Source organism: Campylobacter sp. RKI_CA19_01116 (assembly GCF_025771405.1).
Classification (GTDB): Bacteria; Campylobacterota; Campylobacteria; order Campylobacterales; family Campylobacteraceae; genus Campylobacter_D.
Map to the genome: position 1 here is coordinate 132032 of NZ_JAKMQF010000003.1, position 18312 is coordinate 150343.

General features: G+C 30.0%; 18 protein-coding genes. 3 read left to right on the top strand and 15 right to left on the bottom strand.

Going from position 1 to position 18312, the window contains the following annotated elements:
• The first annotated feature begins 140 nt into the window (after window positions 1-140).
• Window positions 141-1571, top strand: coding sequence for a type I glutamate--ammonia ligase (gene glnA / locus L8U41_RS03475; protein WP_263663129.1), 1431 nt, complete (start codon window positions 141-143; stop codon window positions 1569-1571).
• Window positions 1572-1599: 28 nt separating this feature from the next.
• Here glnA and purU read toward each other — a convergent pair whose 3' ends face one another.
• The 14 genes from purU to L8U41_RS03545 all read right to left on the bottom strand — a co-directional run bounded on the left by purU (window position 1600) and on the right by L8U41_RS03545 (window position 13460).
• Window positions 1600-2427, bottom strand: coding sequence for a formyltetrahydrofolate deformylase (gene purU, locus L8U41_RS03480; protein WP_263678747.1), 828 nt, complete (start codon window positions 2425-2427; stop codon window positions 1600-1602).
• A complete protein-coding gene (locus L8U41_RS03485) occupies window positions 2424-3533 on the bottom strand; it encodes a CCA tRNA nucleotidyltransferase (protein ID WP_263727831.1) in 1110 nt (369 codons plus the stop codon). Before L8U41_RS03485 ends, purU begins: the two co-directional genes overlap by 4 nt.
• Window positions 3502-3939, bottom strand: a complete 438-nt coding sequence (gene ciaD / locus L8U41_RS03490; protein ID WP_263727832.1) for an effector protein CiaD — start codon at window positions 3937-3939, stop codon at window positions 3502-3504. The genes L8U41_RS03485 and ciaD overlap by 32 nt, the downstream gene beginning before the upstream one ends.
• Entirely contained in the window at window positions 3936-4184 is a 249-nt protein-coding gene (locus L8U41_RS03495; RefSeq protein WP_087699331.1) for a hypothetical protein, read from the bottom strand. Before L8U41_RS03495 ends, ciaD begins: the two co-directional genes overlap by 4 nt.
• A 61-nt stretch (window positions 4185-4245) precedes the next feature.
• Entirely contained in the window at window positions 4246-5418 is a 1173-nt protein-coding gene (locus L8U41_RS03500) for an MFS transporter (RefSeq protein ID WP_263727833.1), read from the bottom strand.
• A gap of 2 nt (window positions 5419-5420) precedes the next feature.
• Entirely contained in the window at window positions 5421-5588 is a 168-nt protein-coding gene (locus L8U41_RS03505; protein WP_257396760.1) for a hypothetical protein, read from the bottom strand.
• A 2-nt stretch (window positions 5589-5590) separates the two neighbouring features.
• Entirely contained in the window at window positions 5591-5926 is a 336-nt protein-coding gene (locus L8U41_RS03510; RefSeq protein WP_263702116.1) for a chaperone NapD, read from the bottom strand.
• Window positions 5913-6839 (bottom strand): WD40 repeat domain-containing protein, encoded by a 927-nt coding sequence (locus tag L8U41_RS03515; RefSeq protein ID WP_263727834.1) that lies wholly within the window; start codon window positions 6837-6839, stop codon window positions 5913-5915. Before L8U41_RS03515 ends, L8U41_RS03510 begins: the two co-directional genes overlap by 14 nt.
• A 4-nt stretch (window positions 6840-6843) precedes the next feature.
• Window positions 6844-7362: a nitrate reductase cytochrome c-type subunit gene (locus L8U41_RS03520; protein WP_263702118.1), complete on the bottom strand. Its 519-nt coding sequence runs from the start codon at window positions 7360-7362 to the stop codon at window positions 6844-6846.
• Window positions 7352-8143, bottom strand: coding sequence for a quinol dehydrogenase ferredoxin subunit NapH (gene napH / locus L8U41_RS03525; RefSeq protein WP_263727835.1), 792 nt, complete (start codon window positions 8141-8143; stop codon window positions 7352-7354). The genes L8U41_RS03520 and napH overlap by 11 nt, the downstream gene beginning before the upstream one ends.
• Window positions 8140-8889 carry a ferredoxin-type protein NapG gene (gene napG, locus L8U41_RS03530; RefSeq protein ID WP_263702120.1) on the bottom strand — a complete coding sequence of 250 codons (750 nt, stop codon included), beginning with the start codon at window positions 8887-8889 and terminating at the stop codon, window positions 8140-8142. The genes napH and napG overlap by 4 nt, the downstream gene beginning before the upstream one ends.
• A 2-nt stretch (window positions 8890-8891) precedes the next feature.
• Window positions 8892-11666 (bottom strand): periplasmic nitrate reductase subunit alpha, encoded by a 2775-nt coding sequence (gene napA / locus L8U41_RS03535; RefSeq protein WP_263702121.1) that lies wholly within the window; start codon window positions 11664-11666, stop codon window positions 8892-8894.
• Between the two features lie 169 nt (window positions 11667-11835).
• Window positions 11836-12630, bottom strand: a complete 795-nt coding sequence (flgG, locus tag L8U41_RS03540; protein ID WP_039626513.1) for a flagellar basal-body rod protein FlgG — start codon at window positions 12628-12630, stop codon at window positions 11836-11838.
• A gap of 17 nt (window positions 12631-12647) precedes the next feature.
• Window positions 12648-13460, bottom strand: a complete 813-nt coding sequence (locus tag L8U41_RS03545; RefSeq protein ID WP_039668554.1) for a flagellar hook-basal body protein — start codon at window positions 13458-13460, stop codon at window positions 12648-12650.
• 135 nt (window positions 13461-13595) lie between these two features.
• On the opposite strand from L8U41_RS03545, the gene rpoD reads away from it, so the two are divergent.
• On the top strand, window positions 13596-15473 hold the full coding sequence (rpoD, locus tag L8U41_RS03550) for an RNA polymerase sigma factor RpoD (protein WP_263727836.1): 1878 nt from the start codon (window positions 13596-13598) through the stop codon (window positions 15471-15473).
• Window positions 15474-15493: 20 nt separating this feature from the next.
• On the opposite strand, the gene L8U41_RS03555 is transcribed toward rpoD, so the two are convergent.
• Complete coding sequence (locus tag L8U41_RS03555; protein WP_263727837.1) at window positions 15494-17587, bottom strand: RNA degradosome polyphosphate kinase; 2094 nt, start codon at window positions 17585-17587, stop codon at window positions 15494-15496.
• 227 nt (window positions 17588-17814) lie between these two features.
• Between L8U41_RS03555 and nrfH the strand changes: the two genes are divergently transcribed.
• Window positions 17815-18309 carry a cytochrome c nitrite reductase small subunit gene (nrfH, locus tag L8U41_RS03560; RefSeq protein WP_012661729.1) on the top strand — a complete coding sequence of 165 codons (495 nt, stop codon included), beginning with the start codon at window positions 17815-17817 and terminating at the stop codon, window positions 18307-18309.
• The last annotated feature ends 3 nt before the right edge of the window (window positions 18310-18312 follow it).

The following is an 18312-nucleotide window of genomic DNA, read 5'->3' on the forward strand; positions in this document are numbered from 1 at the left end:
TATTAATTTTGTTAATTAATTATATAAATTAATATTTTTTTATATTTGACCATAAAAAAAATATTAATTTAAACTTAATTTAATAAAAATATACTACAATCTTAAAAAATAAATTAATACCTAATTAAAAAGGAGAGAAAATGGGTAAGTTTGTAAATAACATTGGTGAGTTTTTTAGTTATTGTCAAGAACATGAGGTTTTATTTGTTGATTTTAGATTTACTGATATGATAGGTACTTGGCACCATATTACTTACAATATAAAAGCAATTGATGATAAAACTTTTGAAAATGGAATTCCTTTTGATGCAAGCTCTTTACACGGTTGGCAACCTATAGAAAAATCAGATATGATTTTAAAACCTGATGTAGAAAGTGCATTTTTAGATCCATTTACAGCAGATCCTACTATCATAGTAATTTGTGATGTATATGATATTTATAAAGATCAAATGTATGAAAAATGTCCAAGAAGTATTGCCAAAAAAGCAATGCAACACTTAAGTACAAGCAATATCGCCGATACAGCTTATTTTGGTCCTGAAAATGAATTTTTTATTTTTGATAATGTAAAAATAGTTGATTCTTCTCATTGTGCAAAATATGAAGTAGATACTGAAGAAGGTGAATGGAATGATAATAAAGATTTCACAGATAGTTACAATAGCGGACATCGCCCAAGAAATAAAGGCGGATATTTTCCTGTAAGTCCTATTGATTCTAGTGTAGATATTAGAGCTGAAATGGTGCAAGTTTTAGAAAGAGTGGGTTTAAAAACTTTCGTACATCACCATGAAGTAGCACAAGGACAAGCTGAGATTGGTGTAGAATTTGGAAATTTAGTTGAAGCTGCTGATAATGTACAAATTTACAAATATGTAGTAAAAATGGTAGCACATTTAAATGGAAAAACAGCAACTTTTATGCCAAAACCACTCTATGGAGATAATGGAAGTGGTATGCATGTACATATGAGTCTTTGGAAAGATGGAGTAAATTTATTCTATGACAAAGAAGGCTATGGAAAATTAAGCGAATGTGCGATTAATTACATCGGTGGAATTTTAGCTAATGCAAGAAGTGTTGCCGCATTTACCAATCCTAGCTCAAATTCCTATAAAAGAATAGTTCCAGGTTTTGAAGCACCTTGTATATTAACTTATTCTTGTCAAAATCGCTCTGCAAGTTGTCGCGTTCCTTATGGTATTAACGAAAAAAGTGCAAGAGTAGAAATAAGATTTCCTGATAGCACTTCTAACCCTTACTTGGCTTTTACAAGCTTGCTTATGGCAGGACTTGATGGTATTAAAAATAAAACCATACCGGTTGGCCCTATGGATGAAAATTTATTCGCACTAACCCTAGATGAAATTAGAGAAAAAGGTATAGAGCAATTACCTCACACTTTAAGAGGATCTTTAGAAGCACTCATTAGAAAAAATGCTTTCTTAAAGCCTGTTATGAGTGATGTGTTTATTGATGATTATCAACATATGAAATTTGAAACCCAAGTATGGCCTGTAGAAGCTAGACCAACTGCATATGAGTTTAAAACTTGTTATTCTTGCTAATTTTTGATGCCTTTTTGGCATCAAAAATTTAAAACACTATCGTTTTATTTTCGTGTATAAAAATCCTATCATCAAAGACCAAATCCAAAGCCTTAGAAAAAACATTTTTTTCCACATTACGTCCTGCTTGTTGCATAGCCTGCCAAGAATATTCATGAGTAACTGGTATAACATCTTGAGTGATAATTGGTCCCTCATCTAAGTTATTATTTACAAAATGTGCTGTTGCGCCTATAATCTTCACTCCTCTTTCATAAGCTTGCTTATAAGGATTAGCTCCTATAAATGCAGGTAAAAAAGAATGGTGGATATTAATAATCTTTCCTTCAAAATGCTCCACAAAAGATGGAGATAATATTCTCATATATTTTGCTAAAACAATATAATCAAACTCGTATTGTTTTAAACACTCTAGTAATTTTTCTTCATGCTCTTGCCTACTTAAATCCTGCGCTAAAATAGTATGAAAAGGTATGTTAAATTTATCCACTAAAGGTTTTAACACCTCATAATTTGCAATAACTGCTTTAATATTTGCGTTAAATTCCCCACTAAATTGGCGGATAAGTAATTCACCCAAACAATGAGTTTCTTTAGTAGCTAAAACAATAATATCTTTTTTTCTCTTTGGTGTAATTTCAATTTGTGCATTATCAGGAAGCATGGCTTCAAGCGTTCCCTTAAAAGCTTTTATATCAAGATCACCTTCTAAATGCGCCCTAAAGAAGAAACGATTTTCTCCAACAAATTCATCATTTTTTATAATATTGATTCTATATTTAAAAATAACATCTGAAATTCTATAAATCAATCCTTTTTCATCACTACTTGAAATTTTTAAAATATATTCATTCATTTTTGCTCCTTTATATAGTTTTTTAACTCTTGCAATCTTCTTTTTTCAAGCTCAATCCCAAGCTCCTTCCCGCTAAATCCTTCCTTTAGTAAATCATTTGCACTAATTTTACTTTTAAAAGTATGATGATATAAATTTAATTTCTTTGCTTGTGCTATACGCTCATTATCCCAAAGTCCAAGCCATTTACAAAGTGGCATTTTCAAAGCAATTTTAGCTAAATTAAAATCATCAATTTTACCTAAAATAAACTCTTGTTCACATTTTTTTAATAGTTCTTTTTTTAATTTTGTTTTTTTAAAAAAAATCTCTTTATTTATATGAAAAAAATTCAAATACAAATACAAATACAAAGCCTCATCGCAAATTAATTTTTGACTACGCTCTAAAAGTCTTTCAAATTCTTCATTACAGCTTTGATAAAAAAATATTTTTTCTTCTAACTTTAAAATTTTGAAATACTCATAAGCTTTATTTAGTCTTGAAGTTTTAAAAATTTTATAAAGTTCATTATTAATACGCTCTTTAGATAAATCACTTATATCCATAGTTTGCATTAATTTTAAACTTTCTTTCGCAATTGTTAAATCAAACCTGCATGCAAAAGAAATTCCACGAAGCACTCTTAAACTATCTTCAACAAAACTTATATCATCAATATGTCTTATAATCTTTGCTTGTAAATCTTGCAAACCATTAAAAAAATCTAAAAACTTAAAATCAAAAATATTTACCATCAATGCATTAATGGTAAAATCTCTTCTTTTAGCTCCTTCTTGTTCATCATTGCAAACTTTAACTTCAAAACCTCTATGGCCTGTAGAAATTTTATTTTCATAACGCGCTAGAGCTAAATCAAATTTTTTGTATTTATATACAAAAAAACTTTTTCCTACTCCATTTGCACCAAGTTTTTGCATAAGCTCATCAAAAAGCTTAGGCTCAATATCATAAATTTCTATATCATAATCATCACTAGATAAATCTAAAAAAGAATTCCTTACACAACCACCTACCAAATAAGCTCTTTGTGTGCAAGGTTTAAGTATATTTTTAATTCTTAAAAAATCTTGATCATTTTTTAAGTCTATCTTCAATCTTTGCAAGCAAAAACTCTAAAAAAGTAATTGTAACATCTAGTCTTTTTTCTATATGCTCATCTTTAGTATTTTTTAATCCTTCAAATAAAACCAAAATACGTTCTCTGAGATTTTTTAAGAAAAATTCTTCATTATTTATAATATTTTCTTCTTTTTCCTCTAAAGCTTCAACTTTAATAGCCATAGCTTGTTTATCTTCTTTAACTTTTACTTCTAAATCATCTAATTCTTGGATCAATTCTTGTGCAACTTGATTAATCTCTTTTTTTATTTTATCTTCTTGGATATTAGTATTTTTTTCTTGAGTAATTTCCTCTACCATAGGAGTAAATTCATCATTTTTACTTTTTTTATTATCTAACTCTGAATTAACTTCACTTATGGCCATTTTTGCTAAATCTTCTATATTCATAGTTTTATTAACCACCTTTTAAATTCATTAACTTCTTCTTCGCTTTTCATATTAACAAAAAAATCAAGCATATCATAATTTAAATCTTCATGATTAGAGCGCAAACCACTTAAACGCCTTATAGCATCAATGGCATTTTTATTTTGCGGATCTTGCTTTAATATATTTTTATAAATCTCCAAAGCTTCATCTTTTAAACCTTGTGCTTCATAAATAGAGGCTTCTGTTACTGTATATCGCATTATCAACTCACAAAAAATAAAATGTCAAAATTCTAACAAAAAAGACTTTAATTTATTTTAATTTTTACTTAATCACAGGAGCTTTATATGCTAAAAATACAAAAATATTAAGTATTATAGCTACCGTAATAAGCATGATAAAGCCTAAAGTAAAATTTCCAAAACTATCATGGAGCATACCTATAATCCAAGGTGCTTGAGCTGCTATTAAATACCCTATGCCTTGTGACATGGCAGAAAGTTTAGCTGCTATAAAAGAGGTTGAACTTTTTATAGCAATAAACAATAATGAAATTGTAAAAACCCCACTAGATGCAAAACCTAAGAAAATAGCTGCTAATAACAGTACTAATTTTACATCACAAAAAAACACCAAAATAAAACTTAAAACATATAAAAAACCTAATATTATAATAACAAAACCCTTAGCATGAGCTCTTAGTTTTCCTAAAACAATAGGCAATAAAAACGCCACAGGCATACCTATGATTTGAGAAAGTAATAAAACATTAGAACCAAAATCAATTCCAAAACCTTTTTCACTTATCATCACACTAAGCCAAGCAAAAAGACTATAAGATAAAAAACTTTGCAGCCCCATTACAATAGTAACTTTCCAAGCTGTTAAATTCAAAAAAAGATTTATTTTATTGATGTTTTTCTTCTTAGGACGCAATAATCTTTTGTTTTTCAAATGCGGAAAATAAAAAATCAAAGCAATCAAAGCTAAAACAACCCAAAAAAACATAGCTTGAGGCACCTCAAAAATTTTAAGCAAAGGAAGTGATAAGGCCACTCCAGCAATTGAAGATAAACCTATAATTGATCCATATAAGCCCATAATTTTATAAGCATTTTTTGCAAATTTTTCTTTTACAAAAGAAGGTAATAAAACATTAGCTATTGCAATGCCTGCTCCAATTAGAAAAACCCCAGAAAATAAACCTATATTACCCCCATAACTTCTAATAAACTCTCCAAAAACAATTAAACACAAAGCAAAAAACAAAGCTTTAATTTGCGAAAAATACGCCACTAAAAAAGATATAAGCCCAAAGGCTATCAAAGGTAAAGTTGTAAGCATTCCTGCTAGAGCTGAATTTATCTTATAATATTCTTGAATGTATTCTATCATAGGACCTATAGAGGTTATAGGTGCTCTTAAATTTAAAGCAAGGGTAATTACAACCAAAATATTAATCCAAAAGAATTTTTTATATGAAATTTGTGTATACATGATTATTTTTGATTTAATATATTTTCAAGGTATTTTTGTTTATCTTGCTTAATATTTTTTTGTTCTATTTGCTTTTGTTGTTTTACTACTTCATTTTCCTTAGAAAAATAAAAATGATCAATAATAAAAACAGAAGAAATGATAAAAATCAAAGGAATCAAAAAAACCATAATCAATACTTTCTAAAGACATTACCATAGTATTCTATATTATCTTTTTTTAAATTCTCATCAAAAGCATTTGCCTCAAAATTTGCTTTTAAAATTTTTTCTCTTTCTTCGTCTAAATCCTGATAAGAAAAAACCATATTAATACTCACTACCCCATCAAGCTGCTCTAGTTGTTTATATGCTTTTAACTCGTCATCTAAATTTTCACTTTCTATTACTACTATAATTTTTTCATCCTGAGCTAATTCCACACTACAACAAGGTGTTTTTTGAATTTGCTCTTTGAGTTTTTCTACTTTTTCTTCTTTGGTTAAAATCAACACACTAGAAAGATTCATCTATACTCCAAAATATAATTTTATCTTCATAACCTGCACTAATAAGCTCATGCTCATTTAAAAATATAAGATATTCTAGCAAAAAATCTTTATTTTGGAATTTTTTTATCGTTTTTAAATTTTTAGTATCTATAAGTTCTATGATATTTTTTTCATTATCTCCAAAAACTGCTATTGAGCCATCTTTATTTAAAGCACAAGTATAAATCAAAAAATCTCTTTCTATATTTTTTTCTTGATCATTTTTCACTATGCCTAATTTTCTATCAGTACTACAGCTTGCAATAATTGTGTTTTTAAAATCAAGTTGATAAATATTATCCTTGTGAATATTCTTATAACTTTTCATTTTTTGCCATTTCTTCACATCAAAAAGCATTAGCTCACCACTTTCAAAACCTGCCACTAATTGAGTTTTAGTTTCATTTAAAACCACATCACTTAAGCTTGAACTAGAAAAAGTAAAATTTTTTACAACGCTTTTTGTTTTTAGATCAAAAAGCTCTATATTAGAACCTAGCAAGGCTAATAAAATAGTATTATCATCTAAAAACAAAGCTTTTTTTGCTCCATCATTAGCTAAATCATAGCTTAAAAGTTGTTTATTTTTATAAACATATAATTTTTTACTTCCAAAATCACCTTCACTTAAAATCAAAATAGCCCCATTTAAGTAATCGATACTATAAATTCTGGGGCTAAGATTTTCTTCGTAAAAATTTTTAATCTTATTTAGCTGAGTGATTTTTTGCATTTTTTTATCTTTAAGGAAATATTGTTTTATCTCTCCATTATCAAGTCCTATAAGTAAACTATTATCAGCAAGCTTTAAAGCGTTTAAATTTGAATCAAGCTTAAGCTCATAACTCAATGCATAAATACTCATTAGTAAGATTAAAAACATTTTTTTCATAATTTTATTTTACACCTTCATTTAAAACATCTAAAAGATTAGATTTTTTCTTTGATTCTTCGCTTTTAAATTTTGCTTCAAAGCTATTTCCTACCAAAGGTTTAGCATCACTTTGTGGCACATGACATTGTGTACAATTAAATCTTGCATCGCTTATCATATCTTTAGTAGATTTGTTTTTTCTTAAATCAAAATAATGACTACTTGGAAGTGGTGTAGCTCCAACATCTTTAGCAATAGTCTTATCATGACAACTTAAGCAAATATTATTATCCTTAGTAATTGGAAGCATATCCTCTAAAGTGTGCGGGATTAATGGCGGAGCATTTTCAAACGATCTTTCAATCAAAACAGACTCACCAGCCACTACTTGAGAATATTTTGCATCCAATAATTCTACATTTTCACTTTCTAAACTTGTTTTTCTTAAACCTATATCTTTTGAATCAACACTTTTAACAGCAAGCCCACAAGCACTTATTAAAACAGCTGCTGCTAAGGATAAAAAGATTTTATTTTTCATTTTCTCTCCTTAAATTTATTATACTAAAACCTAAAGCATCATCACCGCAAATATCAATACATTTTCCACATCTTATACATTCACCTGATTTTACATCTTGATCTTCTTTACCTATCATCCAAAGCACTTGTTTTTCAGGGCACACTCCAAGACATTTATAACACTTAGTGCATTTTTGTATGCTATATCTTACTTTTAACAATGAAAAATGCGAACTTAAAGCCCAAAAAGCCCCTAAAGGACAAAAATGCGAACAAGTAAATCTTGGACTAAAAAATGTATCTATACAAAAAATAATCAAAGCCATAAAAAGCCAAGAAACACCACCGAAAATAATCCCTCTTTGGATTATTCCTATATAAGAAAATTCCTCAAAAACAGGAAAAGAAAAAAGAAAAGAAAAAATCAAAACAAAAGCTAAAACATAATAACGCAAATTTTTATTTACATTAAAAACTCTTGCTTGATTAAAACCTAATTTATTTCTAATAAAATAAGCAAAATCAGTAATGATATTGACAGGACAAACCCAAGCACAAAATGCTCTTCCAGCAAAAATAGCATAAAACAAAAATACTATCAAAGCACCACTTAAAGCCATCAAATCTACTTGCAAACTTGCCAAAGCAAGTTGAATAAATGCAAAAGGATCACTTAGTGGCACCGAAGAAAATAAAACCGAAGAGCTTAAATTTCCTTTTAATATAAAATTAAATACACCAAAAGAAAAAAAAGTCAAAATAGACAATTGCACTACTCTTCTTAAAATAAGATACTTCATAGCAATTCTCCATCGTTAAGATAATCTTTAGCCTTATTTTTATTGAATTTTTTATCTGTGTTTACATCTTGTAAACGTTTTTCATCTTTTTCATCCCAACCTTTGATGTAATTATCCCCAGCTTTTCCTAAAACAAATTCTCTAGGTAAAACTTTAATGGCTGCTTTTTGTGTTATACAAGCTTTTTCACAAATCCCACATCCAACACACACTTCATGATCTACCACAGGTAGTAAAAATGCATGCTTTGCTGTTCTTTCATTGCGTTTTGTTTCAAGTTTTAATGCTTTATCTATTAGAGGACAAGCTCTATAACATGCATCACATTGAATTCCCCAATAAGCAACACAACTTGCACTATCAATTATAGCTATACCCATTTTTGTTTTATAAATTCCATCTTTTTGCTCTAGATATTTATGATCTAGAGCATTTGTAGGACAATCTCTTATACAAGGTATATCCTCACATAACCTGCAAGGATTTTCTCTTGCTACAAAAAAAGGTGTACCATTTTTAGCACTATTTTCTAAATTTGCTAACTTTAAAACATCATAAGGACAGGCTTTTACACAAAGTCCACATCGTATACATTTTGATAAAAATTCTTTTTCATCATCTGCCCCAGGAGGTCTTAAAAAATACTCCTGATTTGAGCTAAATGCTAAACTTGCCAAAAATGCACTTCCGCTTCCTATACATAAAAGCTTAAAAGCAAAGGCTAAAAATTCTCTTCTATTTTTCATTTTTATGCTTTAGTAATTTTTACGGCACATTTTTTGAAATCTGTTTGATTAGACAATGGACAAGTTGCATCTAGTGTAACTTTGTTTATATATACATTCTCATCAAACCAAGGCACATACACAAGGCCTTTAGAAGGTTTATTTCTACCACGAAAATCTACTCTAGCTTTTACTTTACCACGACGTGATTCTACCCATACGATATCACCTTGATTAATTTTCATAGCCTTAGCATCATCTTCATTCATATAACAAAGTGCTTCAGGTACTGCACGGAAAAGCTCAGGAACCCTCATGGTCATAGTTCCACTATGCCAATGCTCTAAAACCCTACCAGTACATAACCAGAATGGATATTCTTTGTTTGGTCTTTCAGGTGCTTTCATAAATGGTCTAAAGAAAATTTTCACTTTGTTTTTCAAGCTATATTTTTCTTTAGTTTGTGGAGCTAGTAAATCTCCTTTTGGTAATTCTTTAGCAAAATCACCATAAAACGCAAAGTCTGAATTTGGAGCGGCTTTTTTAGCATAATAGTCAAATTTAGTATTAAATCTCCACTGGGTTTCCTTGCCATTTACTACAGGCCACCTTAAACCTCTTACTTTATGATAAGTATCAAAATCAGCTAAATCATGTCCATGACCTAAGCCAAATTTGCGGTATTCTTCCCATAGATATTTTTGTACAAAAAATCCATAACCTTCAAATTCTTTACCGTCACTACCTATAACTTTTCTCTCATCACCAAATACTTCAGAATTATCAAATCCTTTTGCAATATTATCTTTAGCTTTAAAAGATTTTGCTTCTTTATTAGCAAATAATACATCATATAAAGTATCATCTTCGCTATAACCCATAGCTTTAGCTTCTTCTAAAACACTTGGTAGAGTAAGCTTATCATTTACCTTAGTTTCGCCCCAAACTTCTTTTAATTTAAAGCGTTTTGCAAATTCCATGATTTGCCAAGTATCACTCATAGCTTCACCTACAGGCAGCACTTGTTGCTTCCAGTGTTGAGTTCTTCTTTCAGCATTACCATAAGCACCCCATTTTTCATAAATCATAGCACTTGGTAAAATTAAATCTGCCACCTTAGCACTAATTCCTGGGTAACAATCACTCACAACGATAAAATTATCCATTTCTCTAGCCGCTGCTATCCAGTGATTTGCATTAGCTGTATTTTGCCAAGGATTATTTACTTGCACCCAAGCAAATTTGATATTTCCATCTTCTAAATCTCTCATAATTTTTAAGTATGGAGCACCTGGTTTAGGATTGATTGTTTTTGCAGGAATTTTCCAAATTTTTTCACTAATTTCTCTGTGTTTAGGATTTGCAACCACCATATCAGCAGGTAAACGATGCGAAAAAGTCCCTACTTCTCTTGCAGTTCCACAAGCACTTGGTTGTCCTGTTAATGAAAACGCACCACTTCCTGGCTTAGCTTGTTTACCAAGTAAAAAATGCACCATATAAGCTTGCTCATTTACCCAAGTACCTCTTGTGTGTTGATTAAAGCCCATAGTCCAAAAGCTTACAACTTTTCTATTTTTTTCTATATATAAATTTGCTAATTCTTGAAGTTTTTTCTTAAATTCTTCTATGCTTTCATCTTCATTACCCTTAGCAACTTTAGCAACATAATCAAGTGTATAAGGCTCTAAAGCTTTTTTGAAATCTTCAAATGAAATTTCCCAATGCGCATCAGGAGCATTTTGGTGTTTCATTTCAAATTTATCGCCTGCTTTTACACCCAAATAAGCCAAAGATACTGCTTCTTCTTCATCTACAATAATAGCATTTTGTTTTGCTACGGTATCTTTTTCACTTGCTTTAAATTTAGGATGATTTGGATTATTTCTCATTCCATAACCAATATCAGCATAACCTGTTGTAAAAATACAATGTTTTTCAATAAATTCTTTATCCATAGCTTCAGGATGATTATAAACAATCTCTCTAGCGATATAATTCCAAATAGCTAAATCAGTATTTGGTTTGAAAATGATTTCAGTATCTGCTATATGAGAAGTTCTATTAGAAAAAGTAGATAAATTTACGATTTTAACTTTATCTAAATTACTTAATTTTCTATCACTTACCCTTGACCATAAAATCGGATGCATTTCTGCCATATTTGCACCCCAAGTAATAATAGTATCAGTAAGCTCTATATCATCATAACAACCAGAAGGCTCATCAACCCCAAAAGTTTGCATAAAACCAACAACAGCACTAGCCATACAATGACGTGCATTTGGGTCTATATTGTTGGATCTAAAGCCAGCTTTTACTAATTTTGCAGCAGCATATCCTTCTTGTATAGTATATTGACCACTTGCAAAAATTCCAATCCCCTCAACACCTTTTTCTTTGTAGGCTTTTTTGAATTGTTTTTCCATTTCATCAAAAGCTCTTTGCCAAGAAACTTGTTGAAATTTTCCTTTTTTATCAAACTCACCTTTTGCATTTACACGAAGTAAAGGTGTTACTAAGCGATCTTCTCCATACATAATTTTTGCATTAAAATAACCTTTAATACAATTTAATCCACGATTTACCGGAGCTGCTGGGTCTCCTTTTACAGCGACAATTTTACCATCTAAACTTGCAACTAAAATTCCACAGCCTGTACCACAAAATCTACAAACAGCCTTATCCCAACGCCATTTATTCTCAGTATTTGCAAGTACACTACTTGGAACACTAAGGCCTGCAACACCACAAGCACTAGCAATAGCGGTATTTTTAATGAAGTCCCTTCTGTTCATTATATCCCTCGTTATTGTTTATTTATGTATATAAAGAATACATAAATAAAATATTACTATGATTAGTTTAAATTTAAATTATAATAGAGAATATTTTACAAGTATTTATAAATAGGAGTTTTTTAGTATTTTTTAATATTTTTTGCATATTATAAAACGCTAGTTAATTCTAGCGTTTTAATTGATTTACAATTCCAAGCATATCATCACTTGTAGTAATAGCTTTTGAGCCAGCTTCATAAGCTCTTTGCCCTGTGATAAGATCTGTCATTTCTTCTACAAGCTGAACATTACTAAGCTCTACAAAGCCATGTTTAATTACAGAAAATCCATTCTCTCCCGCTATACCTGCAATAGGCGCTCCACTTGCATCAGTTTCTACTAAAAGATTATCTCCCAAAGCATGCAAGCCCGCTGGATTAATAAAATTTACAAGCTCAATTTGACCTATTTGAGTTTCTGCTGTATTTCCTGGTTGCATAACAGAAACTGTTCCATCGCTTGCTACGTTAATAGCTGTAGCATCTTCAGGTATAGTCATTTCCGGCAAAAGTCTATAACCATCTGAATTTACTATATTTCCTTCAGCATCTTTAGTAAATTGACCATTTCTAGTATAAGCTATAGTTCCATCAGGCATTTGAATTTGAAAAAAGCCATTATTACCAGCAATTGCCATATCAAGACCTGAAGTTGATGTTTGTTTTAAACTACCTTCACTAAAAATTTTACTCACAGCTGTCACTCTTGAGCCAAGACCCACTTCTATACCACTTGGGTGTTTTGTGGTACTTGAGGTTGAAGTACCTGCGTATTTCATCGTTTGATACATCAAATCTGCAAATTCTGCACGCGATTTTTTATAACCTACTGTATTAACATTTGAAATATTATTTGACGTTACATCAATTTGTGTTTGTTGTGATACCATCCCTGATGCTGCTGTATATAATGATCTTAACATTTTACCTATCCTTAGTTTTATTTAGTACTTGCTAATTTGTTAATAGCTTCTTGATTTAAATCATCCATATGAGATGTCATAACTTTTTGATACATCTCAACCATTCTATTTGCTTCGATTAATCCTACCATTTCTGTAACTGGATTAACATTTGAACCTTGAGTAAAACCTTGCTTAATGGCATTTGAATTTGGCAAATCTCTAATTTTGTTTAAATTATCGATTTTATACATATTATCGCCATCTTTTTGCAAATCTCTTAAATCATCAACTTGCGCTACGAATAATCTTGCTATATCTTGATTAGATGCACTGATGATTCCATTTTTATCCACATTAATAAAAGAAGTGGAATTTCCTATGCGTATGCCATCGTTTTCAGGATTGTTAAAATAATCACTGCTTAAAACTCTATACCCTTGACGATTTACCAAATATCCCTCATCATCAAGCTGGAAATTTCCGTCTTGACTCAATCTTACCTCACCATTATTTGTTTTAATTAAATAAAAAGTATCCTCACGAGTAAGAGCTAAATCCAAAGGATTATGCGTCATTTTCATAGAACCTACGCTAAAATTTGTATAGACGTGATTAACTTGTGGAACCCTATCTATAGTTGTATTTACAAATCTTGCAGCATCTCTTGTATGATTTTGTATAGGTAACTCATCTTGAGTTTCTTTAAAAATCCTTTTAAAATCTGCAATAACAACATTATCTCTTTTATAGCCACTTGTATTTACATTTGCTAGGTTATTAGTTACAACATCTAAGCGATTAAACTGCGTAACCATAGCACCAGTAGCTTGATAATACCCATTTTGCATTGTTTTTCCTAACTAAAATCTTAATTTTCTACATGATAAAGCAAAAGCTGTTCCAAAATGTTTTTATTTGTTTTTAATTAATTTTTAGGCATAATATTTAGTTTTACACTCATTACTTAAATACAAGGGGTATCCATGGCTAATGAAACTAATGTTTTAGAAGAACTTTTCAAAGAAAATTCTAAAGATTATATCACATATGAAAAACTTGTCAAGTATTTTGCAAAGCTTCCAAATGCAACAAGTGCAAAAAAAATCCGCGATTTAATGGATAAACATAAAGTAGAATTAATTTCTTCAGCTGAAATTGCTAAAAAAAGAAATTTAGAAGAAGCAAAAAAACTACAAGAAGAAAAACAAAAATTACAAGATACAAGTTTAGAAAATGAATTTGATTTAGCCAATGAAAACGATTTGCTTGAATGGAGTAGATCAGACTCTCCTGTTAGAATGTATTTAAGAGAAATGGGACAAATAGCTCTTTTAAACAAGGACGAGGAAGTTGAAATTTCTAAAAAAATTGAGCTAGGTGAAGATATTATTATTGATGCTTTTTGTTCTGTGCCTTATTTGATAGATTTTATACTTGATTATAAAGAACCTTTAATCAATAGAGAAAGAAGAGTAAAAGAGCTTTTTAAAAGCTTTGAAGATGATGATAAAAGTGATGATGATAAAAGTGATGATGAAATAGACTCTGAAGAAGAAAATGAAAACGAGGAAAATGAAAACTCAAGTGAAAAAAAACCTAAAAAAGCAAGTAAAAAAGAAGACGAAAGAACCTTAAAAGTTATAGAAAGTTTTAAGGCCCTAGAAAAAGCAAAAAAAGAATGGTTAAAAACCATATCTACCATTAATGCAGAAAAAAATGATGATGAATTGTTAGATAAACTCATAATTGCTTTTAAGAAAAATATATTAAAAGAAAAACTAATGGATCTAGGTCCAACTTCAAAACTTATCTCTGAAATCGTAAAATCCATGGAAACAGCTTTAAAAAGTGACGAGGAATTTGACAAAGAATTAAAACGCTTAGAATATCGTTTGCCAATGTTTTCAGAAGAATTAAAACAAAGACACCAAAATATCTTAAAAGATATTACCAAACTTAGCAAAGAAGAAATCGCTGAACGCGCACTAGAAACTACCATGGTAAGCACTTATATGGAGATAAAAAAACTCATTCAAACTAAAGAAGCTAGTCAAAATTCTTTTGATTTAGAAAAAGATCAACTAAAAGAAATTCTAGAGCAAATCAAACGCGGTAAAAAAATCTCAGATGAAGCTAAAACTAGAATGGCAAAATCAAATTTACGCTTGGTTGTAAGCATTGCCAAAAGATATACCAATCGTGGGTTACCATTTTTAGATTTGATCCAAGAGGGCAATATAGGCTTAATGAAAGCGGTAGATAAATTTGAATATAAACGCGGTTATAAATTTTCAACCTATGCAACTTGGTGGATTAGACAAGCCATTTCAAGAGCTATTGCTGATCAAGCAAGAACAATTAGAATTCCTATTCATATGATAGAAACTATTAATCAAATCAATAAAATCATTCGTGAATATTTACAAAAAGAAGGTAAAGAACCTGATGTAAGCATTATTGCTAAAGAAGTAGGACTTAGCGTAGATAAAGTAAAACAAGTGATTAAAATCACTAAAGAACCAATTTCTCTAGAAGCACCTATTAGCAATGAAGATGATGGTAAATTTGGAGATTTTGTAGAAGATAGAACTTCAATTTCACCTATGGATCACATCTTAAAAGATGATTTAAAAGAACAAATTGATGAAGTTTTAGATCAGCTTAATGACAGAGAAAAAGCTGTTATTAGAATGCGTTTTGGTTTAATGGATGATGAAAGTGATAGAACCTTAGAAGAAATCGGCAAAGAACTAAATGTCACAAGAGAAAGAGTAAGACAAATAGAAAGCTCAGCCATAAAAAAACTCAAACACCCAAAAGTTGGTAGAAAACTTAAAAATTATATAGAAGGTTGGAAATAATCCTTGCTAAAAAGCAAGGATTAGCTATCCCTAAAAAGCTTCGTTGCTAAATGTGCTGCTCTACTATGATCGGTATCTTTTTTCAAGGTATTAAAAATTCTACTAATATATTCTTCTAAAATTTGTTGAGAATTATTAATTTTTTCTGCTTCATTTAAAGTAATCTTACGATATCTTCCTTCACTGTTTAACTCATAAGCTAAATCATTATCACTTAATTGTAGTTTTAAAATTTGGGCTAATTTTGCACGCGAATGCTCATCAAAAATAGGAGTCATTAATTCCAGTCTTCTTTCTAAATTTCTTGGCATCCAATCAGCACTTGAAATAAAATAATTTGGCTCAGTGTGTTTAAAATATAAAATTCTGGCATGTTCTAAATATTTTCCAACTATACTTCTAACTTTTATATTTTCACTATACCCTTTTACTCCAGGTCTTAAACAACAAATTCCACGCACAATAAGATCTATTTTAACACCCTTATTTGAAGCCTCATATAAAGCTTTAATCACATCACCATCTACTAAAGCATTCATTTTGGCTATGATTACCCCATCTTTTCCATGACTTGCTTCTGTAGCTATCATATCTAAAATTCGTTCTTTGATTTGCTTTGGACTCATTGATAAAGTCTTTAATCGACGGCTTTTGCTATATCCTGAAAGTATATGAAAAAAGGTTGTGGTATCTTGAGAGTATTCTTCTTTAGAAGTAAAATAACTCACATCAGTATAAATTTTAGCTGAACTTGCATTATAATTGCCTGTACTTAAATGATTATAAATTTTTAATTTATCCCCTTCTTTTCTAATCACTTGAGCTACTTTTGCATGCACTTTAAAACCAGTGATTCCATACACCACATGAGCTCCTGCATTTTCTAATGATTTTGCCCAGTGCAAATTATTTTCTTCATCAAAGCGTGCTTTTAATTCCACCATTACTGTAACTTGCTTACCATCACTGGCTGCATCAATTAAAGCTTGGACTATGTTTGAATTTTTTTCTACCCTATAAAGAGTCATTCTTATAGAAACAACCTTAGGATCTTTACTTGCTTCTTTGATAAATTGATATACAGGCTCAAAACTCTCATAAGGCTGTATAGCCAATATATCTTGTTTATCAATTGCACTAAAAATAGATACATTATCTCCAAAAGGTGGTAAAATCTTTGGTGTATACACAGGGTTTAGTAAGTGTGTAAATTCTTTATTAGAAATGATTTGCCACAGTGATGGCAGATTTAAAAGTATGCTGTATTCATAAATGTCTTTATGAAAAATATTCATATGAGAATTTAAAAATTCAATCAACTGCTCATCTGCGCCTTTTTCTATTTGCAAGCGTATAAAAGCACCTTTTCTACGAAGCTTTAAACCCTGCTCCAAAATCAACATAAAATCATCAGCTTCTTCTTCTTCTATCTCCATATCTGCGTTTCTAGTTACCCTAAAAGCAGCAGAAGATAAAAGCTTATAGCCAGGAAAAATATGCTCCGTATGATGACGCACTATACTTTCTATAGGCACATAAATATTCGAACTTACTTGATAAAATCTTGGTAAAACCCTAGGTATACGTATCATACCAAATTTTAAAAGTTCAGGATGCATAGGATCACAAAGCTTTACCGCTAAAGAAAACGAAAGATTATTTAAATGCGGAAAAGGATGAGTTGCATCAACCGCAATAGGCACTATCACAGGAAAAATATTAGAAAAAAAATGCTCATTACATTGTTGTTTTAAATCCTCGTCAAGTTCTTCATATAAACGAATAAATAAATTTTCTTTTTCTAAATCTTGAGTTATTTTAGTAAAATACTGCTCTACTACATATTTTTCTTCATGTAAATAATTTCTAATAGCTTTAAGCTGTGCAAGTGGTGTCATTTCATCATTGCTTGCTGTGCTTATTCCTGCTATAAAAAGCTGTTTTAATCCAGCTACCCTTATCATATAAAACTCATCTAAATTTGTACAATATATAGCTATAAATTTAAGTTTTTCAAGCAAAGGAAGATCTTTAGAACATTGATCTAAAACACGGGAGTTAAATGCAAGCCAAGAAAGTTCTCTATTAATATACATTGATGGTTGAATTTGCATAATACACCTACCTTATTTTCTAGTATGTAATATTTTAGTATTTCTTTTATTAAATTTTATTTTATTTTTATAATAGTAAATAAATTTATATAAAAAAATAATACTTTTTTTATCTTATTAAAAAAATTATAAATAAATAATAAATTTATATTTACTTTTTAAGATTTTATAGATAATATAATTATACTTAAGTTCTTGTAACTTAAACTTCATTCAAAGGAGAGACTTTGAAAAAAGCAAACTCAAAACTTTTTGCTGTTTTCCTCTTCTTGCTTGTAATTTTAGCAGGAGTTGGAATGTATACTTTCCATAATGCTAAAGGCACTTCTTATTTTAGCGATGCTAGTGAAAGCTGTAATAATTGTCATATTATGAACGAAGTTTATAATGATTATTTAAAAGCTTCACACTCTAAAGAAGTTGATGGTAAACCAAGAGCAACCTGTAATGATTGTCATTTACCACATAGCTTTTTTGAAAAATGGATTGCCAAAGCTCAAAGTGGTTTAGGACATGCTTATGCATTTACTTTTAAACTTGATTCTTTACCTACACATTTAAGTGCAAATGCAAAAAGTAAAGAAATAGTCCAAAATAACTGCATAGAATGTCATAAAGAAATTGCGAGCAACACTATCAACCCTACTCTAGATCCACACAAAGATAATTCCTTAAGTTGTGTATCTTGTCACCAAGGTGTTGGCCATAAGAGAGGATTTTAAATG